The sequence below is a fragment of the Paenibacillus sp. G2S3 genome (genome assembly GCF_030123105.1).
In the GTDB taxonomy this organism is placed as follows: domain Bacteria; phylum Bacillota; class Bacilli; order Paenibacillales; family Paenibacillaceae; genus Paenibacillus_AQ.
This window is the reverse complement of the sequence record NZ_CP126095.1, coordinates 3,734,118-3,758,031: the sequence shown is the minus strand read 5'-3', so window position 1 is coordinate 3,758,031 and position 23,914 is coordinate 3,734,118. Positions and strand designations below refer to the sequence as shown.

Annotated in this window: 23 protein-coding genes; 20 read left to right on the top strand and 3 right to left on the bottom strand. The window is 43.1% G+C overall.

The window, feature by feature from the left end:
* Window positions 1–171: 171 nt before the first annotated feature.
* From QNH28_RS16380 to QNH28_RS16330, 11 genes are all read left to right on the top strand, one after another.
* Window positions 172–960 (top strand): HAD-IIA family hydrolase, encoded by a 789-nt coding sequence (locus tag QNH28_RS16380; RefSeq protein WP_283912179.1) that lies wholly within the window; start codon window positions 172–174, stop codon window positions 958–960.
* Window positions 961–1,006: 46 nt separating this feature from the next.
* Window positions 1,007–1,822, top strand: coding sequence for an Fpg/Nei family DNA glycosylase (locus QNH28_RS16375; protein ID WP_283907630.1), 816 nt, complete (start codon window positions 1,007–1,009; stop codon window positions 1,820–1,822).
* Entirely contained in the window at window positions 1,716–2,669 is a 954-nt protein-coding gene (locus QNH28_RS16370; protein ID WP_481858321.1) for a deoxyribonuclease IV, read from the top strand. The genes QNH28_RS16375 and QNH28_RS16370 overlap by 107 nt, the downstream gene beginning before the upstream one ends.
* Before the next feature lie 2 nt (window positions 2,670–2,671).
* Window positions 2,672–3,016 carry a cyclic-phosphate processing receiver domain-containing protein gene (locus QNH28_RS16365; protein WP_283907629.1) on the top strand — a complete coding sequence of 115 codons (345 nt, stop codon included), beginning with the start codon at window positions 2,672–2,674 and terminating at the stop codon, window positions 3,014–3,016.
* Window positions 3,013–3,336, top strand: a complete 324-nt coding sequence (locus QNH28_RS16360) for a thioredoxin family protein (protein ID WP_283907628.1) — start codon at window positions 3,013–3,015, stop codon at window positions 3,334–3,336. Before QNH28_RS16365 ends, QNH28_RS16360 begins: the two co-directional genes overlap by 4 nt.
* Window positions 3,336–4,118 (top strand): ABC transporter ATP-binding protein, encoded by a 783-nt coding sequence (locus QNH28_RS16355; protein WP_283912177.1) that lies wholly within the window; start codon window positions 3,336–3,338, stop codon window positions 4,116–4,118. Before QNH28_RS16360 ends, QNH28_RS16355 begins: the two co-directional genes overlap by 1 nt.
* Window positions 4,115–5,182, top strand: a complete 1,068-nt coding sequence (locus QNH28_RS16350; RefSeq protein ID WP_283907627.1) for an SAM-dependent methyltransferase — start codon at window positions 4,115–4,117, stop codon at window positions 5,180–5,182. Before QNH28_RS16355 ends, QNH28_RS16350 begins: the two co-directional genes overlap by 4 nt.
* A 118-nt stretch (window positions 5,183–5,300) precedes the next feature.
* A complete protein-coding gene (locus QNH28_RS16345; RefSeq protein WP_283907626.1) occupies window positions 5,301–6,803 on the top strand; it encodes a serine/threonine protein kinase in 1,503 nt (500 codons plus the stop codon).
* Between the two features lie 234 nt (window positions 6,804–7,037).
* A complete protein-coding gene (locus tag QNH28_RS16340; RefSeq protein WP_283907625.1) occupies window positions 7,038–8,591 on the top strand; it encodes an ABC-F family ATP-binding cassette domain-containing protein in 1,554 nt (517 codons plus the stop codon).
* 72 nt (window positions 8,592–8,663) lie between these two features.
* Window positions 8,664–9,704, top strand: coding sequence for a ThiF family adenylyltransferase (locus QNH28_RS16335; RefSeq protein ID WP_283907624.1), 1,041 nt, complete (start codon window positions 8,664–8,666; stop codon window positions 9,702–9,704).
* 113 nt (window positions 9,705–9,817) lie between these two features.
* Window positions 9,818–10,540 (top strand): winged helix-turn-helix domain-containing protein, encoded by a 723-nt coding sequence (locus QNH28_RS16330; RefSeq protein WP_283907623.1) that lies wholly within the window; start codon window positions 9,818–9,820, stop codon window positions 10,538–10,540.
* A gap of 45 nt (window positions 10,541–10,585) precedes the next feature.
* Here QNH28_RS16330 and QNH28_RS16325 read toward each other — a convergent pair whose 3' ends face one another.
* Window positions 10,586–11,086, bottom strand: a complete 501-nt coding sequence (locus tag QNH28_RS16325; protein WP_283907622.1) for a C40 family peptidase — start codon at window positions 11,084–11,086, stop codon at window positions 10,586–10,588.
* Between the two features lie 326 nt (window positions 11,087–11,412).
* Window positions 11,413–12,054, bottom strand: coding sequence for a thiamine diphosphokinase (locus QNH28_RS16320; RefSeq protein WP_283907621.1), 642 nt, complete (start codon window positions 12,052–12,054; stop codon window positions 11,413–11,415).
* Window positions 12,055–12,215: 161 nt separating this feature from the next.
* Between QNH28_RS16320 and QNH28_RS16315 the strand changes: the two genes are divergently transcribed.
* Window positions 12,216–12,680 (top strand): low molecular weight protein-tyrosine-phosphatase, encoded by a 465-nt coding sequence (locus QNH28_RS16315; protein ID WP_283912176.1) that lies wholly within the window; start codon window positions 12,216–12,218, stop codon window positions 12,678–12,680.
* A 135-nt stretch (window positions 12,681–12,815) separates the two neighbouring features.
* On the opposite strand, the gene QNH28_RS16310 is transcribed toward QNH28_RS16315, so the two are convergent.
* A complete protein-coding gene (locus QNH28_RS16310) occupies window positions 12,816–13,547 on the bottom strand; it encodes an alpha/beta hydrolase (RefSeq protein ID WP_283907620.1) in 732 nt (243 codons plus the stop codon).
* Between the two features lie 265 nt (window positions 13,548–13,812).
* Here QNH28_RS16310 and pdhA point away from each other — a divergent pair, with 265 nt between their 5' ends.
* The 8 genes from pdhA (at window position 13,813) to QNH28_RS16270 (ending at window position 23,549) form a co-directional block, all read left to right on the top strand.
* Window positions 13,813–14,880 (top strand): pyruvate dehydrogenase (acetyl-transferring) E1 component subunit alpha, encoded by a 1,068-nt coding sequence (gene pdhA, locus QNH28_RS16305; RefSeq protein WP_283912175.1) that lies wholly within the window; start codon window positions 13,813–13,815, stop codon window positions 14,878–14,880.
* A gap of 15 nt (window positions 14,881–14,895) precedes the next feature.
* On the top strand, window positions 14,896–15,873 hold the full coding sequence (locus QNH28_RS16300; RefSeq protein ID WP_283907619.1) for an alpha-ketoacid dehydrogenase subunit beta: 978 nt from the start codon (window positions 14,896–14,898) through the stop codon (window positions 15,871–15,873).
* A gap of 110 nt (window positions 15,874–15,983) precedes the next feature.
* On the top strand, window positions 15,984–17,627 hold the full coding sequence (locus QNH28_RS16295) for a 2-oxo acid dehydrogenase subunit E2 (RefSeq protein WP_283907618.1): 1,644 nt from the start codon (window positions 15,984–15,986) through the stop codon (window positions 17,625–17,627).
* A gap of 2 nt (window positions 17,628–17,629) precedes the next feature.
* A complete protein-coding gene (gene lpdA / locus QNH28_RS16290) occupies window positions 17,630–19,042 on the top strand; it encodes a dihydrolipoyl dehydrogenase (protein ID WP_042188806.1) in 1,413 nt (470 codons plus the stop codon).
* Window positions 19,043–19,219: 177 nt separating this feature from the next.
* Window positions 19,220–20,194, top strand: coding sequence for a S66 family peptidase (locus tag QNH28_RS16285; protein WP_283912174.1), 975 nt, complete (start codon window positions 19,220–19,222; stop codon window positions 20,192–20,194).
* A gap of 107 nt (window positions 20,195–20,301) precedes the next feature.
* The gene (locus tag QNH28_RS16280) at window positions 20,302–21,282 is read left to right on the top strand and encodes a thymidylate synthase (RefSeq protein ID WP_283907617.1); all 981 of its coding nucleotides are present in this window, start codon (window positions 20,302–20,304) and stop codon (window positions 21,280–21,282) included.
* 57 nt (window positions 21,283–21,339) lie between these two features.
* The gene (locus QNH28_RS16275) at window positions 21,340–21,831 is read left to right on the top strand and encodes a dihydrofolate reductase (protein ID WP_283907616.1); all 492 of its coding nucleotides are present in this window, start codon (window positions 21,340–21,342) and stop codon (window positions 21,829–21,831) included.
* 230 nt (window positions 21,832–22,061) lie between these two features.
* Entirely contained in the window at window positions 22,062–23,549 is a 1,488-nt protein-coding gene (locus QNH28_RS16270) for a glutamate synthase subunit beta (RefSeq protein ID WP_283907615.1), read from the top strand.
* Window positions 23,550–23,914 lie beyond the last annotated feature (365 nt).

Below are 23,914 nucleotides of genomic sequence, written 5' to 3'. Positions count from 1 at the left end.
AAAGAGGTACGAATGGCTAGAAATCTTGCCGAAAACCAGCGGGCAATACCACTAAACAAAAAGTATTATTAACCTTTCTAAATCCATGCTGGGCTTAGGTTAAGTGTTGATTAATACCATTATTCATTTATCACATTAATCAAATTTCTTATGGAAATAGAGGGATTTATGATGGAACAGATTAAAGGATTATTGATTGATCTAGATGGTACGTTATACCATGGGCATAAAATGATTCCTGGTGCTGATTTACTGATTAAAGGACTACGCGAAGCTGGCATTCCTTTTTTATTTGTTACCAACAATTCATCGCGTACAGCGGCTAATGTGGCTGCACATCTATGTGGAATGGGAATCGATGCGAAAGCTGAAGAGGTATGTACCTCATCAATGGCGGCCGCACGTTACATAGCTGAGGAATCACCTGGGGCTGCAGTGGCGATACTTGGAGAAGAGGGTTTGCGTGTGGCTTGTACCGAAGCGGGGCTCCGCATCGTCACAGACGCCCCTGATTATGTACTGCAAGGCATCGATCGCTCCTTCAATTACACTTCGCTCTCGCAAGCTTCACGCTGGATTCTGGGAGGAGCAAAGTTTGTACTCACTAACCCAGACTTAATGCTGCCATCAGATGATGGCATTATGCCAGGCGCAGGTACGATTGGTGCAGCCATTGAGGCTGCCAGTGGTGTGAGTCCAGTAGTGATTGGCAAGCCAGAATCTCATCTAATCAAATTTGCGACAGATCTTCTTGGTATCGAGCCTGAACATGCAGTGGTTGTTGGTGATAATATGCGTACAGATATAGCAGCTGGAGTAAATGCGGGCTGTCGTACAGTTCTTGTTTTTACCGGATTAACCAATGCAGAAAATCTTGACCACTATAAAAACCTCACCGGAATCTCACCGGATGAAATTTGTGCCGATTTAACTGAACTTAAAACGTTTCTCGGTGTATAATAGCTAGGATCTTATTACTTCACCAACCTAGAGGGGACGATGAGCTATGCCGGAATTGCCGGAAATGGAGAATTATAGAAAGCTGCTTAGTCAGCATATTATAAATGTGCCAATATCTGATGTAATCGTGAACAGAGAAAAATCAATTAATATGGAAACAGAAGCATTTAGAAATGCATTGATCGGTGCGCGTGTTGTTTTTGTTGAGCGGCGTGCCAAGTATATTTTGTTTCATCTTCATGATGGACGAAGACTACTTTTACATTTGATGCTTGGTGGAATACTTTTTTATGGCACGGAGGAAGAACGGCCGGATCGTAACACACAAGTCGAAATAGCATTTGGAGATCATATCCTTTACTTCATTGGACTTCGCTTAGGCTATCTACATTTGCTGTCGGTGAAGGAAAGCGAAGCCACAATGGGTAAGCTTGGGCCTGAGCTGCTGGATCGTCGGATGACGCTGGAAAGGTTCACTGGATTATTAAAGGGACGGAGAGGTGCGCTCAAAAGCCTGTTAGTAAATCAGCATGTGATGGCAGGAGTCGGGAATTGCTATGCTGATGAGATTGCCTTTGAAGCTAGGCTTTTACCTTCTGCACAAGTCCAGAATTTAACATCTGAATCTATAGCTCGTCTTTATGAGAGCATCCAAAAAGTACTGACTGAGGCCACTGAAATTGGTGGGTACATGGAAATGCCGTTTATGACTGGGGATACTGTTACAGGTTCATATAATAATCAATGTAAAGTGTATGATCGTGAAGGCGAGTCTTGTCTTCGTGATGGGGGAACGATTATCAAAACAGAGCAGTCTGGACGCAAAGTGTTTTATTGCCCAAACTGTCAGCATGACGAATAGCCCCCAAATAGGGGCACATGTTAGCATTCGCGGTGGTTATGGGAGAGCTGCCCGATTCGCTTGGGAGAGCGGTGCAACATGTTTTCAATATTTTCCTAAAAATCCACGTAGTTTGAAACTTAAACAGGTGGATGTACGAGATACGAGGGATTGTGCTCTCTTTTGTCTAGACAAAGGGATCGCTTCGATTGCTCACACTCCGTATGGAATTAACATGGCGGCTGGTGTAGAGGATGCCACTCCGCGCAAGATTTATGTGGCATCTCTTTTAAATGATCTGGAGATTGCAGAAGCTTGTGGTTCATCAGGCATCGTTGTTCATTTTGGACATTTTGGTGGAATGGAGCCGTTACAAGGCTATCAAAATATTATACAATGTATGAATGAGGTGCTACAGTCCTGGGGTGGTCGTACTAAGCTGCTTATTGAGAATCAAGCGGGCAACCATGGAACTGAAGGGATTACGCTTGAAGAACTCGTGAAAGTTCGAGAGCTTAGCCAATTTCCGGAGAAAATAGGATTTTGTTTGGACACCTGTCATGCCTACGCAGCTGGTATCTGGAATCCTGAGCGAACGGAAGAGTTCATTGAACGAGGAAAGAAGCTTGGATTTTGGCCACATCTTGTTGCTGTTCATCTTAATGATTCTAAATTTCCTTTTGACTCAAGACGTGACAGACATGCTGGAATCGGACAAGGACATATTGGAGAGCAGGGGCTGATAAGCTTATTGACTTCCAAGCATTTACGAAGCTCAGCTGTTGTCATGGAAACGGAGAAGGGTGCGGATGGCAGTCACCGAAAAGAGATTGCTACAGTGCGTGGCTGGTTTGAAGCGGAGGCGTAATTGTGATTCATATTTATATGGACGACCTTAGAAAGGTACCTAAAGGTTTCACTTTGGCTCGTACCACTGAAGAATGTCTTCTGATGCTGCGTGAATGCGAGGTCGGTATTTTATCATTGGATTATGATATGGGGCCAGATGATTATTCTGGCGGTGAGGTTGTCAGACGAATTGTACTGGAAGGGATATACCCCCGAGAAATCTATTTGCACACCTCTAGCCTATGGGGGCGAAGGGAAATGTATGAAATCTTATATGCTGCCAAACCTGAGGGGATGCTTTTGGTAAATGGTCCCCTGAGTTCTGATAAGCTTCGTGATATCGCTGGGGAGACGGATTTGAAATGAAGACAATGAATGAAGTGGAATTGCTGGGGGCGCTTAATCGTTCGGGAGAACCGCTTGTCGTATTCTTTCACACTCCATTGTGTGGTACTTGTAAGGCTGCTGAACGTATGTTAGAGGTGGCGGCCCACTTATTGCCTGCTGACCTCCAGATGGTTGCAGGAAATGTGAACATGCTGCCGAATTTGGTACAACAATATCGTATAACGAGCGTTCCTGCACTACTTGTAGCTTCTGCAGAACGAGAAGATGATCCGAATATTTATTATTCCATGGTTTCAGTTGAGCGAGTACTGGAATACATAAGGAGTGTTATATCATAATTATTTCATTACAACATTTATCTCTTCGCAGGGAAGAAAGCTTAATCTTGGACGATGTGTCGCTAGAAGTTAAAGAAGGTGAGAACTGGGTCATTTTGGGACGGAATGGCTCCGGTAAAACCACAATTTTAGAGATGATGACGGGTTATTTATTTCCTAGCAAAGGGACTGTAGAAGTGCTGGGTTATAAATATGGGCAATGTGATGTACGTGAGGTTCGTAAAGAAATCGGATATATCGGTCCTTCCTTGATGGAAAAGATGAGCTTAAATGATCCAGTGTGGGAGGTCGTAGCTACAGGGGCTTACGCTTATTTGCGTTTTTACGAGACGATTCCTACCGAAGTAAAAGAGAAAGCAATCAGCATGCTGGAAGATATGAATCTAGGCAATATGGCATTTCATCCTTTTGGGACCTTGTCACAGGGAGAACGTAAAAAAGCTATGCTGGCAAGATGTCTTATGGCTGACCCTAAGTTATTGATTATGGACGAGCCTTGTGCCGGCCTTGATCTATATGAAAGGGAAAAAATGCTGGCTGAAATAGACAAGCTGAGACAGCGTAATGTTTCTGTAGTGTACGTAACTCACCATGTGGAAGAAATTGTCCCACTTTTTACGCATGTTGCATTAATTCGTGAGGGTAAGCTAGCTGGATCTGGACCGAAAGAAGAAGTATTAACGAAAGAAATGATCTTGGCCACTTATGATATTCCTGTTGATGTTGAATGGGATAGCGGTCGTCCCTGGATTAAAATTAGACCTGGAGGCAAAACGATTTGAACGATTTAAGACAAGATACCGAAGAGCAGAACATTGCTCCGGAAGAAGTAGTGTATTCCCGATATATTTGTACAGCTAATCACGGCTTTGCGCCTTATGCGCAAGAAGAGCTTCGCCGTTTATTCGGTGCTGTGAAGAGTACCTTGTTGCTACCGGGAGAAATCTTTCTGGCTACCTTGCAATGTGAACCAGAGGAAGTAACGCGGCTACTCACACAGAATCTTCCCATTTTCCTGCGTCATATACAGCCTGTTCAGTTTCAGGATGAAGGAACCATGGAGGCCCTACAGCGTTTGGCGGTGTATTTAAGTCGTCACACTGAGCTTGAAGGGGAAAAAGTTTCTCTGAACGTTCGTAAAGGAGATCCTTCCTTCTGGCAGGAAAGTCCGGGAGAACTTCGTGAATGGCTGCAAGAGCAATTGCAGAGCTTAGGCGCAGAATTTACAGTGCAAGATCCAGCCTGGGTCATTTCTGTCTATGCAGACGGGAATGCCTTATATGCAGGTGTATCCAGACCAGAAGCGAATTTATCTGGATGGAATGGCGGTGCGATCCGTTTTCGTAAGGAAGATGGACAAATCTCACGCGCCAAGTTCAAACTAATGGAGGCCGAGAAGGAGTTTGATATTCCTTTTTACAGCTTCCGTAATGCGTTAGATATTGGCGCTTCTCCAGGTGGGTGGACTTCTTTCTTGCTGGAACGTGGAATGAAGGTTACGGCGGTTGACCCTGCATTAATGCATGAATCCCTTCGTAATTATCCTGGTTTGAAAATCCTTCGTAAAAACGCCGGAGAAGTGAAATTCCGGGACAATGAATTTGATCTGCTCGTTTGCGATATGAGCTGGAGTCCTAAGCTGATGGCGAAGCTTGTAACCGGGCTGCTACACAGTCTGTCGCCGGGTGGGACAGCCATTGTGACTGTAAAGCTGATGCATAAGAAACCTCTGGCGATGATCAAGGAGATTATTGCGATGTTTGAAGGGGAGCGCATGCAGATTCAGCGTGCAAAGCAGCTGTTCCATAATCGTGACGAGATTACACTTTATATGATTAAATACTAATCAACAAATTTTAAATTTCTAAGGGAAAGCATCCCGTTATTAATGTTAACCGTATTTTGCGGTAAGAACATTAATGGCGGAAGCTTTCTCTTTTTTTTTGCCAAAAGGGGGAGTTAAATTGTATTTTGAGACGAAGCTTAAGATGGGACAGGTTATTGATGAAAGATACAGAATTTCGGGGCTGATTGGTAAAGGTGGGATGAGTGTTGTTTATCTGGCGGATGATTTGCGGCTAAAGGGAAAACGATGGGCTGTAAAAGAAAGCTTATGCTTAGATGAGCTGCATTCAGACATCCAGGCGGAAGCTGATATGTTAATTACACTAGATCACCCACGTCTGCCGCGTATTGTCGATTTCTATCTTCCAGATCGAGAAGGGTATTCCTATTTAATTATGGACTACATTGAAGGTATGAGTTTGAGCCAGCTAATGAAGGATAATCCCGGACCTTTGCCAAGTGACTTCATCATTCAGACGGCTAAACAGCTTTTAGAAGTCCTTCAATATCTGCATGGTCATCATCCTCCGATTATCTATCGTGATCTAAAGCCTTCAAACATCATGCTGACGCTGCAAAAAGAACTGATGTTAATTGACTTTGGAATCGCTCGAAGCTACAAACGCGGTATATCCGAAGATACGGTTAAGCTGGGTACGGTTGGCTTCGCGGCACCTGAGCAATATGGAAGTGGTCAAAGTCAGCCGGTATCCGATTTATATGGACTAGGAGCATTAATTCTAAATATGGCAACTGGAGGTCAATGTAGTCATTGGGAGTCTGGGATGGAGGATCGGCTATATAATCATATGCCAGCTAGCATTATTCCAATTATAAGACGCTTATTACGACATCACCCAGAGGAGCGTTATCAGAATGCAGGAGCCGTTCTTCAGGCGTTAGTTCGTGTGGAATCCGAAATGGACAGAGTAAATGATTTTCCTATTTCAGTCCCACGTTCTCTGGAAAAGCGAAAAGCGATGGTCATTGCCTTACTCGGAGTAGCTTCAGGTCTTGGAACAACGCATACTTCATTAGCGATGAGCAGCCTACTTGCACAGAAGGGGGCAGCTGCATGGGTTGATTTTTCTCCGAATTCATTGGTATATAACCGCATTCGCAGCATGCTATATTCACAGATTACAACTATCCCATATACGGACGAACAATCTGTTTTTTCATGGAAAGGGGTTCATTATTGGAAACGTCCAGTCAACGGGGAAATGGCTGATTTATTGAGAGGGGATTATCAATATGTGGTGTTGGATCTCGGCACTGGTGAATATGAAGGGGCTTTGGATGAGTTTAAATATAGCGATATACCGTTTTTAATTGCCTCAGGTGCAGATTGGCGTCTTGAAGAAATACTTCTATGGATTAAGAGAAAGCGAATACCTCCTGAAATGAATTGGAGGGTGGGGTTACCGCTAGCTGAACACTCGTCTGCACAACTGCTACAGGCCGCTATAGGTACAGATAAGGTGTATGGACTGCCTTTTCAGCAAGATCCATTCAAGCCTAGGGGGAAATTGGTAGAAGTGTTCAATGAAATGTTTGAGGAAGTATTTGATGTACCAACTAAGGTGAAAAGCCGTAGTTTTTTCAAAAGAAAGGCTGAATAAAGCGGTTCTCTATGCTTCCTCTTTTCACTCAACTAACTTTTAGTTCAGTGTTGCATTAAAGTGTGTTAAAATATATATTTATACGTGTTTTGAAAAATATAAGAAAGTATAAGCTTCACACTATACTTTATCTTTATATTTCTCGCATAAACGCTTACCGTCCTATAGTGACGCCGAAGACGTTTCTGCTTGTTACGCATTATTTAAGTATAGATAGGAGCTTACGGAGAATTTATGAGTTTACTAAGTGTAGAAGACGTTTCCCACAATTTTGGGGATCGGACGTTGTTTAAGAATGTTTCTTTCCGGTTGTTACCGGGAGAACATGTAGGAATTGTAGGAGCAAATGGCGTAGGGAAATCGACGCTTATGAATATTTTGACTGGAAAACTGTTGAAGGATAGTGGAAGAGTGGAGTGGACGCCTCGTGTCCGTTACGGCTATTTGGATCAGCATACCATCCTAACGCCAGGTAAAACCATCCGCGATGTATTGAAGGACGCTTTCTTGCCACTTTTAGAGCTGGAACAGGAAATGCTAACGATAACTGAAAAGATGGGCGATGCTTCTCCTGAAGAGTTAGAATTGTTACTCGAGCAAATGGGGGACATTCAGGAACAGCTGGATATCGGAGATTTTTATCTAATTGATGTAAAAGTAGAGGAAATGGCGAATGGCCTTGGTCTATCTGTCATTGGACTTGACCGTGATGTCGCTTCACTAAGTGGGGGCCAGCGCACAAAAGTTCTGTTAGCAAAGCTGCTGCTTGAGAAACCGAATGTACTATTGCTGGATGAGCCTACCAACTATTTGGATGTTGAGCACATTGACTGGTTAACTAACTATTTGAAGCAATATCCATATGCTTTTATATTGATCTCCCATGATACGGAATTCATGAATAAAGTCGTAAATGTGGTCTATCACCTGGAGTTCGGTAAACTTACTCGATACACTGCGAACTACGAGAAATTTCTGAATATGGCCGAGATGAATAAGATCCAACACATAGATGCTTATGAGAAACAACAGGATTTTATTAAGAAACAAGAGGATTTCATCCAGCGTAACAAAGCTCGTGCCTCCACATCTGGTCGGGCGAAGAGCCGTGAGAAGCAGCTAGATCGGATGGATCGAATTGATCGTCCAGAAGAAGCTGCAAAGCCGACCTTTAAGTTTAAAGAGAGCCGTGCCAGTGGTAAAACAGTCTTCGAAGGCATTGATTTCGAGATTGGTTATGACCGTCCATTGCTGCCTATGCTGAACATGACCATTGAACGCGGCGAGAAGATTGCAATCGTTGGTTGTAATGGTGTAGGTAAATCCACGCTGCTGAAGACTATTCTTGGAGTGATCCCAACGTATAGCGGGAAAACTTATCTAGGAGATTATCTGAATTCAGCATACTTCCAACAAGAAGTGAAAGCAGCTAATCTTACGCCTATTGAGGATGTCTGGAATGAATTCTCTAGTCTAACTCAGAATGAAGTACGTGGACATCTAGCTCGCTGTGGTCTGAAAAACGAGCATATTACTCGTCCGCTTAGCATGCTAAGTGGTGGTGAACAAGCCAAGGTACGTCTTTGTAAGCTATTGATGCGTGAGAGCAACTGGGTTCTGTTCGATGAACCTACGAATCACCTTGATGTTATTGCCAAGGCTGAGCTGAAGCGAGCATTGCAAGAATACAAGGGCACTGTACTGCTCGTCTCCCATGAACCTGATTTCTATGAAGATTGGGTTACGAAAATTTGGGATGTTGAGCAGTGGTCAGCTGTACAAGTATAGAATCATCATACTTCCGGGGAATAGCAATCTATATGCTATTCTCCGGTTTTTGGATATGGGGAGTGAATTCGGATGAACCATAGGGATAGGCGTGAAGATCGTTATTCTCGTCAGGTGCGGTTTACGCCATTTGGTGCAGAGGGACAACAAGGGCTTGATCAGTCTAGTGTGTTAGTAGTGGGAGCGGGTGCGCTTGGCACAGGGATTGCAGAGACGTTGGTACGCTGCGGCGTTGGAAGAGTCATTTTAGCTGATCGTGATTATGTAGAGTGGAGTAACCTTCAGAGGCAACAGCTCTATACCGAGGCGGATGCACAAGAACATATGCCTAAGGCTGTCGCTGCGCAGAGAAGACTCCAACAGATTAATTCTGAGGTCGTTGTTGAAGCCCATGTGATAGATGTTCGTGTCGAAGAGTTGGAAGGGCTTATTTCAGGGGTTGATCTGATCATGGATGGTACGGACAATTTTGATACTCGGCTTATTATTAATGATATGGCACAAAAGCACGGTATTCCTTGGATCTATGGCGCATGTGTAGGTAGTTATGGAATAACATATACGATTTTGCCAGGAGAAACCCCATGTCTCCATTGTCTCTTAGGCGCGGTACCCCTAGGAGGTGATACCTGTGATACGGCTGGTATACTTCCGCAAGCAGTACAACTAGTTACGGCAAATGCTACGGCAGAGGCGCTGAAACTACTAGGTAAGCGTAAAGCTCAATTAAGAAACAAACTGTTAACGTTTGATGTGTGGCGTAATGAACATCAAGAAATTGGAGTAAAAGCAGCCAAAAAAGACAATTGTCCTTCTTGTGGGAATCATCCGATCTATCCATATCTTACGGCAGCAAATACAGAACGAAGCGATGTTCTTTGCGGAAGGGATACGGTACAAATTCGCCCGGCGAGACCCCAAAAGCTTAACTTGCAGGAAACTGCGAATCGCTTGTCTCGTTTAGGAAGCGGAAGCGTAGACAGTAATGCTTACCTGGTATCATTCGAAGAAGGGCCTTATCGGCTGGTTATTTTTGCTGATGGTAGAGCGTTGATTCATGGAACTAAGGATATTGCTGCTGCTAGAAGCTTTTATCATCGATATTTTGGATAAAGAAGCTGTAAATTTGTTCAGACCATTTCTTAGGAATGGTCTTTTTGTTTTCCGGGAATTCTATAAGTACCGCAGTGATGCTGGTGCAAGTCATATGGAGAAGGGGGAACTTTGTGATTGAGCAAATAATATGGTATATGGCTGATAGCAGTAGTAGAGAAGAAGATCGAGTCGTTATAGAAAGTGTGCTACAAGATATTGGACTTGAAGCAACAAAAAGCGAAGATCCCGAGGATCTCCGCTTATCCATATCAAAAGTAGAACCGGTACTGCTGCTTGCTGAGTTATGCGAGGTGGGAACTTGGGAAGGCTGGAATATAATTTCCGCTGTAAGAGCTGAGGGGATGATACTACCGGTCATGGTGATTTCCGGTGAACAAACTGAATCTGGAGCCGGGGCCGTTTCGGCGTTCTCAGCCGGGGGTAATGAGTATATGACAAAGCCTTTACATACCGGTGAATTCAAGTACAGAATTCTAAATTTATTAACACTTACTGGACGGCGCCGAAATTTAAATCAATTACTAAGAGTCGACGGCTTAATGCTCGATCCCAGTCGCAGATTTGTAAGTCGCGAAGGGATCGAGGTAAAGATGACGCCCAAAGAATTTGATCTATTATATTATCTCGCTGCGAATCAAGGAATGATCTGTTCCCGCATCGAGATACTTAAGGAAGTATGGGGATATCAATTTCACGCAGATACCAATGTTGTAGATGTTTACATTCGACATATCCGTTTGAAAGTTGATAAAGGACACCGGAACAAGTTAATTCACACCGTTCGCGGAACAGGATATGTAATGAGGGCGCCCGAAGGCGGCACCACATCCTGAGACTAGTTCTCTATTATAGCTATAACTCTACTACAGAGCTGTTGTTTACAGTACGCGGCGAGCCTTTAAATATGTCTTTTTCCAAGTACCGGAGTTAAGATCGGAAATCGTAACACCTGGTTTACCGTAAGTGTGCAGAATTTTACCATTGCCGGCATAAACTGCTACGTGAGTTACGTTTTTACCAGTTGCTCTGCTACCGCTGGAGAAGAATACGAGATCACCCACACGAAGATTCGCTTTAGATACGGCTGTTCCTTCTTTTGATTGAGCTGCAGCCGTACGTGGCAGTGTTACGTTATATTGTTTAAAGATGTATTTTGTAAAAGAAGAGCAGTCAAAAACTTTAGTAGTAGTTGTGGCTGCACCGAACTTGTAAGGCACTCCCATATATTTCTGTCCGAGATTCACTACGCTTTGACCTTTAGACACGGAAGCTGCTTCGACTTTTGTTGCTCCTACGCCTGTTGCCATCATAGTTCCTAAGCCCATTGTAGTAACCATTCCTATAACAATCGCTTTTTTAATCCATTGTTGTTTATTCATGTTGTATTACCTCCAAGGTGTTAGTCTTTGTTGTTGTGTTTATCTGTCTTGCTTGCCTGATTCGTAGTATAGCAGGTTATTTATTACATAAAAATTGGAAGAGGTGCAATAAAGTGAGGCTGGGTATGGGTTGTAAACGTTTTATTAAAAGTTCATTAAAAGTTACAAAAAATTAATAATTTAATCTACTAAGATATAAAAAAAGCCGAAAAACCCTTGGTACAAAAGAGTTTTTGCGGCTTCTTTGAAGTTGAGATAAAAGTTACAATCATGTTTCTAAACTATAAAAAAGTAGTATTTTTACGTTATACAAGATCAATATGTATCTAATCTTTACTCTGAATGATTAGCAACAATCCACTACGAATGGTAACCGTTCCAGAGGATGAAATCAGTTTGTTGCTCACACCAAGCGATTGTCCAAGCTTCAGCGTAGCGTCAGTCAATGGATATTGAAAACCCTCTAATGTAATACCCGATACTTCTGGGGTTAAAGGCAGCAAAGAAACGTAGGTATAGCCTAAATCATTGATAACAGCCTGAGATCCAGTAAGGGTTATATAGTTATGAGTGTCCATGACGTAGCAGTTGATTTGACGTTGCTGAGCTCTTGTCATCATCTGAATGCTAGCTAAGGAGTGGTCAATTCGCGTTCCAGTAACACCTAATAGTAGAATAGAGTCGGGTTGCTGATCCATAGCAATGTCTAGCGCCATCTCGCTATCGGTCAAATCCTTGTTCACAGCATCACAGGTGATGGTCTTCTTACTTTTGGATTCAATATCTTGAAGTGCCTCAGGCGAAACAGAATCAAAATCACCTACAGCTATATCTGGTGTATATCCGTGTGAAATGAGAAATAAAGCTCCCTGATCTGCACCGATAATAAAATCATCTTCATCTAATAGATCGAAATATTCTGGAGACAGTTCTCCACCTGCAAAAATAACAACTCGTTTGGATGACATAACATCCATTCCTCCTCTTAAACCTCTTGTTGAGTATCCTGTCCAGTATAATGCAGATCGAAAGGTTGCACAATTGACCTCGACAACGCTAAAATGAGAGTGTGCGATCTTTTGAGTATAAATTCACATATATTTAGGTTAACAACAGGGAGGTGAACGAAATCGTAAGAGTATTGTTTGTATGTCTAGGTAATATTTGTAGATCACCGATGGCGGAGGCTGTCCTGCGGCACAAGATTAATGAACGAGAATTATCAGACAAGATTCTTGTAGATTCTGCGGGAACTGGTGATTGGCATATTGGAAAAGAGCCACATGAAGGAACAAGACGTATTCTAGATCAGAACGGCGTTAGTTATGCGAATATGATGGCTCGTATAGTTAGCAGTGAAGATTTTCAAAAGTTTGATTATATCGTCTGCATGGACAAGTCTAATGGAGAGAACGTACGAAAGGTTCCAGGTGGGAAAGACGCTGAGCTAATGTTCTTCATGGATTTATTGCCTGAAGAGGAGCTGCGCGAAGTGCCGGATCCGTATTTTACAGGTAATTTTGAACAGGTGTATGACTTGATCAACGCGGGCTGTGACATATTGCTGGAAAGAATGATAAGAGAAAAGCTGTAACCCACTTGGATTACAGCTTTCTAGTATGATTCATATGGTAAATCGAGGGAAGTTGCTGGATTAAATTGTAAGCGCAATCAAGTAATCTACATACTGTTCTTTAGATGTTCACTATTTGCTTCTATGAATAGGCCGTTATGCGTTTAAGAAATAGAGTAGAGACTCTGGTAGTTCTTTCTGCCAGAAGCCCCAGAGATGACGTCCGTCTTTCTCTCGGTAGGATACGGTTGCTCCACGTGATTCAAGCAATGTTTTTGTTTCTCGATTCATCTGAACAAAATCATAAATGCCAGTATCCGTTTTGTAGTCTGTTTCCTGAAGACCAACGACCATATTAATGTTGAGCCAGGAGAGATCCTCTTCTTTAGCCAGCATGTCGCGGGATTCAGGATAGAATGCACCGGAAAGGCTGATGATACGTGTGAAGATCGCAGGATAAGCAAGTGCAAGATGGAGCGATACGCTGCCCCCAAGAGAATCACCGGCTAGGATTCGTTCGTCTGGCGTACGACGTACAGGATATTTTTGTTCAATGAAGGGAATAATCTCTTCGGAAAAGCAAGATAAGTACTGCTTGAATCTGCTGCCGAAAGGAGCATATTCTTGAGTGCGAACAGCGACGTCTACTTCGACACCAACAATGATGAAGGGCTCCACGTCTTCTTCTATAATAAGACGTCCTGCAAGTGTAGCGATGCGGCCAAAGTTAAAGAACTCTTCACCGTCTTGGCAGTACACCACCGGGTAGCTCAACACTTCGTTGTAGCCGGGAGGGAGATAGATGCGTAATTTACGTTCCTCCTGCAGATGTTCACTCCAAAGCGTTTCTTTTACAATTGTGCGTTTCAGAAAAACAGAATCGCTCATAGTTGCCACGTCACCTTTCTTGTCGAATTTTGCAATACACAACGGTTTGCTCTAAAATGAATAGCTGAGTAACTGTGTGATTAATCATTTACTTGTTCCAAAAGCTTTAAACTGTTATATAAAAATAAATCACCTGTTATACATACAAAATTTAAAGGAATATAAATTTTATAAGTATTTCTTTGACGAAAGTAATCAAACAGGTGTATAATAATATTATAACAGAGGCAGCTGATATTCAAATTTTTTTATTGAGGTGAAGATAATGAGTAAAGTTCCTTATGAAGTGTATACAGAGGACGTCGAGGCTCTAACGGTACTTTCCCCGGATGGAGAAATTATCAACAAGGATAAAATGCCTGATTTAACTGACGATCAACTGAAAGAAATTATGTATCGTATGGTATTTACCCGTACTTGGGATGATCGTGCAGTAAATCTTGGTCGTCAAGGCCGTCTTGGTTTCTACGCACCGGTATCCGGTCAAGAAGCTACTATGATTGGTAGTGAGTACGCTTTGGAGAAAGAAGACTTCTTATGCCCAGGCTACCGTGATATTCCGCAGCTAGTATGGCACGGACTTCCATTGTACCAAGCATTCTTATATTCCCGTGGACACCAACATGGTGGAGCTATTCCTGATGGCGTTAATGTATTGATGCCACAAATTATCATCGGCGCGCAAATCCTGCACGCTACAGGAATTGCAATGGGCTTTAAATTGAAGAAACAAAAGAGTGTTGCAATTACTTACACTGGTGATGGCGGTTCTTCTGAAGGCGACTTCTATGAAGGCTTGAACTTTGCTGGTCGCTTTAAACTGCCTGTTATCTTCTTTGTTCAAAACAACGGTTATGCGATTACGACTCCATTCGCAAAACAAACAGCTTCCAAGTCGATCGCTCACAAAGCGGTTGCAGCTGGTATTCCAGGGATCAAGATTGACGGCATGGACATCTTTGCAGTAATCAGTGCTGTTCGTGACGCTGCTGAGCGTGCACGTAATGGCGAAGGTGCTACATTGATCGAAGCTGTAACTTATCGTTTCCGTCCACACTCCCTTTCTGATGATGCAAGTAAATATCGTTCGAAAGAAGAAGAAGGACAATGGAGTGAAAAGGATCCAATCAACCGTCTTGCCAAGTATTTGGAGAAGAAAGGTCTTTGGACTGAAGAAGATACGCTGCGCGTGAAAGACGAAGCGAAAGCTACTGTTAACGAGCAGATTAAAAAAGCTGAACAAACCGAAAAAATGACAATACCTGGCTTGATCGACAGCATGTTCGAAGTAACACCTAAACATCTGGAAGAGCAAAAAGCCGATTTTGAATAAGGGGGATATCAGGCAATGGCACAAATGAATATGAAAGAAGCGATCCGCGACGCGATGCGCGTTGAACTGAATCGTGACCCTAACGTTCTTATCTTCGGAGAGGATGTTGGTAATGTAGGTGGCGTATTCCGTGTAACGGAAGGGCTGCAAAAGGAATTTGGCGAAGATCGTATTTTTGATACTCCACTAGCTGAGTCCGCTATCGGTGGTCTGGCATTTGGTCTTGGTGTACAAGGCTTCCGCCCAATTGCAGAAATTCAATTCGTTGGTTTTATCTTTGAAGCACTTGATCAGATCGTTGTTCAAGCCGCACGTTTGCGCTGGCGTTCTGGCGGTAAATATAACGCTCCAATCGTATTCCGTACTCCTTTTGGTGGCGGAGTTAAGGCTGCTGAGCTTCACACAGATTCACTCGAAGGTTTGATTGCACAAAGCCCGGGTATTAAAGTAGTAATTCCTTCAAACCCATATGATGCTAAGGGACTTCTTATCGCGTCTATCCGCGACAATGACCCTGTATTCTTCATGGAGCATTTAAACCTTTACCATGCATTCCGTGCTGAAGTGCCAGAAGGTGAATACACTGTTGAACTTGGCAAAGCTAACGTAGTTCGTGAAGGTACTGATGTATCGATCATCACTTACGGTCTGATGGTACATACAGCTACCAAAGCAGCCGAGCAACTCGAAAAAGAAGGCGTTAACGTTGAAATTATCGACCTTCGTACAGTAAGTCCAATCGACATCGACACTATTGTAGCGTCTGTGAAGAAGACTAATCGTGCTATCGTAGTACAAGAAGCTCAAAAGAGCTCCGGTGTTGCTGCTGAGGTTATTGCACAAATCAATGAAAAAGCATTGCTGCACTTGGAAGCACCTGTGCTTCGTATCGCAGGTCCAGACACAATATATCCTTTCGCACAAATTGAAGATACATGGCTTCCAAACCCTGCGCGTATTATTGCAGGCGTGAAGAAAGTTTTGGATTTCTAAAATATTTTTTCTATGAGAAACGGTTGTCATCCTTTATGGATGGCAACGTCGTTTCTTCTTCTGAATTCTAACCATAAGGTCAGTCCCAATTTCACAAGGAGGTTTTCAAAGTGGCAAAGTTTGAATACCGATTCCCTGAACTAGGTGAAGGTTTGCATGAAGGTGAAATCATCAAAATGCATATCAAAGCCGGTGACAAGGTAACGGATGATGATATCGTAATGGAAGTTCAAAATGATAAGGCGGTAGTTGAGGTGCCTTGTCCAGTGAACGGTACAGTGTTGGAAGTTTTGACTAAAGATGGCCAAGTTTGCCGTGTTGGCGAAGTTGTAGCTATTATCGAAGCAGAGGGCGACGTACCTGAGCAAGAAGGTCATGCTGCTGAAGAAGCTCCGGCTCCAACTCCAGCTGCACCAGCATCTTCGAATGCTAAATCAGCGAACTTTGAATATCGGTTCCCAGAATTGGGTGAAGGTCTGCATGAAGGTGAAATCATCAAAATGCATATCAAAGCCGGTGACAAAGTAACCGATGATGATATCATCATGGAAGTTCAAAATGACAAGGCAGTAGTTGAAGTTCCTTGTCCAGTGAACGGTACAGTGTTGGAAGTTCTGACTAAAGATGGTCAAGTATGCCGTGTTGGCGATGTTGTAGCTATCATTGCTGCAGAAGGTGACGTTCCTGAACAAGAAGGTCATGCTTCCGCAGAAGCTGATGCAGCAAAAGGAAGTGCAAATACCACTTCTTCCCCTGCAGCAACTAGCCCTTCTGATGCTAAACAAGGCGGATCTGTTAGTGCAGCTCCAGCGCCTGACCGTGATGTATTGGCTACACCAAGCGTTCGCAAATTTGCTCGTGAGCAAAAAGTGGATATCTCTAAAGTGAACGGAACTGGAAAAGGCGGCAAAATCACTCGTGAAGACGTTGAAGCCTTCTTGAAAGGTGGTTCAGCACCTGCGGCAGCACCTGCAGCGGCAGCTTCTGAAGCTCCTAAGACTGCTAAGACCGAAGCTAAAGCAGCACCTGCAGCAGCGAGCGGTAATGTTAGTCTTGAAGAAGAACGTGTACCATACAAGGGCATTCGTAAAGCGATCGCCAATGCAATGGTTAAATCGGCTTACACTGCACCACATGTTACAATTATGGACGAAGTAGATGTTACTGAACTGGTAGCATTCCGTACACGTATGAAGCCAATCGCTGAGAAAAAAGGCGTTAAGGTTACTTACCTTCCGTTTATCGTTAAAGCATTGGTAGCAGCTTCCCGTCAATTCCCTGCGCTTAACGCTATGATTGATGAAGAAGCAGGCGAAATTGTTTACAAGAAATACTACAATATCGGTATCGCTACTGATACACCAAACGGCTTGATCGTTCCAGTTATCAAAGACGCTGACCGTAAGAGCATCTGGATGATCGCTAGCAGCATCACTGACCTTGCAGTTCGTGGTCGTGACGGTAAATTGTCTGCTAACGAAATGAAGGGCAGCACGATCTCCATCAGTAACATTGGTTCTGCTGGCGGTATGTTCTTTACTCCAATCATCAACTTCCCTGAAGTGGCTATCCTCGGAACTGGCCGTATCAGTGAAAAAGCAGTAGTGAAGAATGGTGAAATCGTAGTTGCTCCTGTAATGGCGTTGTCACTCAGCTTTGACCACCGTATTATCGATGGTGCGACTGCTCAAAACTTTATGAACTACATTAAATCGCTGCTCAATAATCCTGAGCTGCTGGTTATGGAGGTATAATTATGGTAGTAGGAGACGCTTCTCTAGATATTGACACATTGGTCATTGGTGCAGGTCCTGGTGGGTATGTGGCGGCAATTCGTGCCGCCCAGCTCGGTCAAAAGGTCCTCATCGTGGATAAATCGGAACTCGGCGGTGTATGTTTGAACCGTGGATGTATTCCTTCTAAAGCACTGATTGCTGCTGCACATCAGTTCGAATCTGCTAAGCATGGTGAAGTTTTCGGTGTTACTGCTGAGAACGTTAAAGTGGATTTTGCCAAAACTCAAGAGTTCAAAAACGGCGTAGTTAAGAAAATGACTAGCGGCGTGACTAGCTTGATGAAGGGCAACAAAATTGAAGTATTTAACGGCGAATGCATGTTTATCAGCGACACAGAAGCACGTGTGTTCAATGATCATGAATCCCCACGTTACCGCTTCAAGCACTGTATCATTGCTACAGGTTCCCGTCCGATTGAGCTTAAGCCTTTCCCATTCGGTGGACGCATTCTGTCTTCGACTGAAGCTCTTGAGCTTCCAGAAATTCCGAAGAGCATGATCGTAATCGGTGGTGGATACATCGGCGCTGAGCTTGGTCAAATGTACTCTAAATTCGGTACTAAAGTAACAATCATCGAAGGTTTGGATACTGTACTTCCAGGCTTCGATAAAGATATGACTCGTCTTGTTGCGAAGAACATGGCCAAAACTGGCATCGAAATCGTAACTAACGCTAAAGCAGAAAGTGCTGTACAGAACGACAAGGAAGTTACCGTGAAATATTCTGTTGGTGGCGAATCCAAAGAAGTTACTGCGGATTACTTGCTTGTTACTGTAGGCCGTCGTCCTAACACTGATGGTGAACTTGGACTAGACCTGATCGGTCTTGAGCTCGACGAGCGTGGATTGATCAAAGTTGATCACCAAGGTCGCACAAGCATTCCTAACATCTTCGCTATCGGCGACGTTGTTCCAGGTCTGGCGTTGGCTCACAAGGCTTCTTACGAAGGTAAGATTGCTGCAGAAGCGATCGCAGGACTTACATCAGTTGTTGACTACAAAGTCATCCCAGCTGTTGTGTTCACAGATCCTGAGTGCTCTAGCGTAGGTTTGACCGAGAAAGAAGCAAAAGACAAAGGCTACAAAGTGAAAGCTGGTAAGTTCCCATTTGCAGGGAATGGTCGCGCAGTATCTTTGAACAGCCCAGAAGGCTTCATCAAAATTGTTGCTAACTCCGAAAACAACCTTGTGCTTGGTGCACAAATCGTTGGTATCGAAGCTTCCAACTTGATCGCTGAACTTGGTTTGGCTATCGAAATGGGCGCAACGCTTGAAGATATCGCTTTGACTATTCATGCGCATCCAACCCTTGGCGAAATCGTCATGGAAGCCGCTGAATTGGTTGAAGGTCACCCTATTCACGTAATGAAATAATTTCTTTTCCAAATTGCTCTAGCAGGCACAGGAAGGCGGAACGCATTTGCGTTCCGCCTTTTTGAGTTTTCCACTTTTCTGAAAATAGATATAATGGGAGGAGATGAAACAAATTGAGCGAATACACTATAAAATCATTCAACCGTATTTTAAAAACTTAAATAGGGAGGACAAATGATGAAACCCAATAAGTTAAAGCCTGGTGATGAGTTGCGGATCATCTCACCTGCCAGAAGTCTGTCATTAATCGCTGCTGAACAAAGAAAAATTGCTAAGGAACAGCTACAAAAATTAGGTTTTAGGATATCATTTTCCGTAAATTCCTTTGAGAAGGATGATTTTGTTTCCTCTTCGATTGAATCTAGAATAGAGGATTTGCATGAAGCTTTTTTAGATCCAAATGTTAAAGGGATACTTACGACGATTGGTGGCTTTAATAGTAACCAACTGCTACGTTATATCGATTATTCAATCATTGCAGAGCATCCTAAACGGTTATGCGGGTATTCGGATATTACTGCTTTAAGTAACGCAATATATGCTAAAACAGGACTAGTTACATACTCCGGACCGCATTTTTCTACCTTCGCGATGCTCCACGACAATGAATATACGATAGAATATTTCCGCAAGCTGATGATGGACAACAAAGAAATTCTGGTGAAGCCATCGAAGCATTGGAGTGACGATGAATGGTATTTGGATCAGGAGAACCGTGTATTTATTAGAAATGAAGGCCCGTTCATTATCAATGATGGAGAAGCGAAAGGGACGATTATCGGTGGGAACCTTTGTACATTAAATCTTTTGCAGGGAACGGAGTATATGCCTAGTCTAAAGAATTCCATATTATTTCTTGAGGATGACTATGAGTCATCGCCTGCAACCTTTGATAGGGATTTACAATCGCTGATTCATCAACCAGATTTTCAGCATGTCAAAGGATTGGTTATTGGCAGGTTCCAACAAGGATCACGCATGACAAAGAATCTGCTGACCAAAATCATAACTTCGAAAGAAGAGTTATCAGACATTCCTGTCATTGCGGACGTGGACTTTGGACATACAGCGCCTATGATTACTTTCCCAGTGGGTGGACAAGCCTCCCTTCGTGCTTATGGAGTTAGAGTAGAGTTAAGAATATCGGAGTAGTGAACTCCTCAGATTATTAAATAAATTTAAAAAATATCTTACCTCCTACAAAAATCGAATTTTTCAGATATAATATATGAGGTGAAATATTACGGAGGTGCAGTAAATTGACGAATGAGCTAGAACAAACATATTTGAACTTTTTACAATATATTTTAGATCATGGTGTGAAAAAAGAAGATCGTACCGGAACAGGTACAATTAGTGTATTTGGTTATCAAATGAGATTTGATTTATCAAAAGGCTTCCCACTATTTACAACAAAACGTACACCGTTCCGCTTAATTGCTAGTGAGTTATTATGGTTTATTAAAGGCGATACAAACATTCGATATTTATTGAAACATAATAATCATATTTGGGATGAATGGGCCTTCAAAAGATGGGTTGAATCAGACGAATATACGGGTCCAGATATGACAGACTTCGGGAATCGTTGTTTAGTTGATGCAGATTTCAATCAGGTATATCAAGCAGAGATGAAAGCATTCTGTGACCGTGTTTTAGAAGATGATGAGTTCGCAGTAAAGCATGGTGACCTAGGGAATGTTTACGGTAAGCAATGGCGAAATTGGACATCTTCTACGGGTGAATCCATTGACCAATTACAAGATGTTATTCATCAGATCAAAACAAACCCTGATTCTCGTCGGTTAATTGTAAGCGCATGGAACCCAGAAGATGTTATAAATGCTGGGGCGAAAGGTAGTAAAGCAGCGTTACCACCTTGCCACGTTATGTTCCAGTTCTACGTTGCAAATGGTAAATTAAGCTGTCACTTGCTGCAACGCAGTGCGGACTCTTTTCTTGGAGCTAACTTCAATATCCCGTCTTACTCATTACTTACACATTTAATAGCACATGAGTGTGGTCTAGAAGTAGGCGAGTTTGTATACAGCATTAGTGATGCACATATTTATTCAAACCATGTTGATCAAGTGAAAGAGCAATTATCAAGAGACTTAAGACCATTGCCTACATTGGTTATTCATTCAGATCAGAAATCACTTTTTGATATCGAGCTGGAAGACCTAGTCATTGAAGGGTACAATCCACATCCTTCGATAAAAGCGCCGATCGCAGTGTAACGTAATTATTATAAATCAAGATTCTTTATTCTTTATTGGTGGGAAGGAGCGTGTTTAATGAGTATTACCTTAATATGGGCGATGGGAAGCAATCATGTCATTGGAAAAGATAATGATATGCCTTGGCATTTACCACTTGATTTTGCTTATTTCAAAGCGGAAACACTGGGGAAGAGAATGCTTATGGGCCGCAAAACGTGGGATTCGCTCGGAGGGAAGCCTCTAAAGGGCAGAACAAGCTTAATTATGACTAGAGATACTGATTATGCTCCTGAAGGTGCAGAGGTTGTACACACGCTTGAGGAAGCTCTCAGCGAGGGTAGAAAAGACTATGAACTGATGGTGATCGGCGGAGCGGAAATTTATAAGCTGATGTTGCCATATGCTGACAAGTTGATGTTAACGCAAATTGAACAGGATTTTGAAGGAAATACCCGGTTTCCTGATATTGACTGGAGTGTGTGGAAAGAGGTTTCCAATAAGAAAGGAATTCGTGATGAAAAGAATCCGTATGATTACCGTTTTCTTATTTATGAACGTACGGAATAGTAATAAAACGTTTTCTCTGACATAACATGTGAAATAGTACAAAAAATCAGTAGATTAATCCATTACTGTGCAAAAGTAATGAGTGCTACTATAATTAAAATTAGAAATGATAATCTACAGGTATAGAATGTGCAGGTACTTCATTGCGCTGCTCACGACCATACGAAGCCGCAATATGCTACAATGTACTATACTTCAACACGAAGAGAACGGATGGGGGAAACGTAAACATGTCTACACCTACAGGTTTTATGGAGTATAAACGGCAGCTCCCAGGTGATCGGGATCCTGAGCAGCGGGTAAAAGACTGGGAGGAGTTCCACCATCATTTATCCGAGGACGAGCTACAGACACAAGGAGCGCGCTGCATGGATTGCGGAACGCCTTATTGTCATACAGGAATTGATATGGCTGGAGGAACCTCGGGTTGTCCAGTTCATAATCTAATTCCGGAGTGGAATAATTTGGTGTACCGCGGACTCTGGAAAGAAGCTCTGGAACGTCTGCATAAGACGAATAATTTCCCTGAGTTTACTGGTAGCATTTGTCCTGCTCCTTGCGAAGGCTCTTGCACAGTGGGTCTAATTGGACAGCCGGTGACCATTAAGACCATTGAGCTAGCTATTATTGATAAGGGCTTTGAAGAAGGCTGGGTTGTACCAAATCCTCCAGAGAAACGTACAGGCAAGAAGATTGCAATCGTAGGCTCTGGACCTGCTGGACTCGCAGCAGCAGCGCAACTTAATAAGGCTGGACATACTGTAACTGTATTTGAACGCAGTGACCGCATTGGCGGACTGCTGACATATGGCATTCCCACCATGAAACTCGATAAGAGAGTTGTACAACGTCGTGTAGATTTATTAGCTGCAGAAGGTATTAATTTTGTGGTGAATACAGAGATTGGCAAAGATATCGCTGCTCAACAGCTAGTGGATGAGTATGATGCGGTTGTTCTGTGTGGTGGAGCTACAAAGGCACGTCGCTTTAATGTTGAAGGCAGTGAGCTTAAGGGTGTTATGTACGCCATGGACTATTTAAATGGTACGATTAAGAGCTATTTGAATTCCAATCTTGAGGATGGAAACTATGTATCTGCTGAAGGTAAAGACGTGATCGTCTTGGGTGGCGGTGATACGGGTTCTGACTGTGTTGCTACAGCACTTCGTCATGGCTGCAGCAGTATCACTCAATTTGGTACACATGAAAAAGCACCTCTTCAGCGTGATCCGATTGCTAATCCTTGGCCACAATTTCCGAATGTCTACAGCCTGGATTATGCGCAAGAAGAAGCTAAAGCCATTTTTGGGGACGACCCGCGTGAGTTCTCTATCATGACCACTAAATTTGTAGGTGATGAAGAGGGTAACTTGAAAGAGCTTCACACCGTACAGATCCGCCGGATCGTGGATGAGACAGGTCGTAAGATCTACCAACCGGTTCCAGGTACCGAAGCTGTATATCCTGCTCAATTAGCTCTTGTAGCTATCGGTTTTGATGGACCGGAGCAAGATATTGTTGAGGAGCTTAAGCTCGAGACCGATCGTCGTACAAATGTGAAAGCACGTTATGGTAAATTCAATACGAACGTAGATAAAGTATTTGCTGCTGGCGATATGCGCCGTGGTCAGAGCTTGGTGGTTTGGGCCATCAACGAAGGACGCGAAGCTGCACGTGAAGTGGATAAATACTTGATGGGTTCAACTGTCTTAGTCTAAGATGGTTTTATAAAAGAAGCCGTTTCAAAAGCAGATAGCCTGCTGGAGAAGCGGCTTTTGTATATGTCCATGCTTGACATGAAAATCAATTTCATGTAGATTTAATTCAATATTTTTAAATGACAAAGGCTTTGACCAAGGATCTACGATTCAAGAAGCGTTAGAACAGAGAGGGAATCCACCGGGTGAAAGGTTCCTCAAATACGTGTGAGTGGTATCCTGCCTTGGTAGCTGTAGCGATAGTATCTACTAACTCGCTACCGGAATCGACCGTTATCCGATTTGAGGATTGCCAAATCAGAATAGATCGTACGTTGAGCTGGCAATTAAATAAGGGTGGTATCACGACACATTCGTCCCTGACG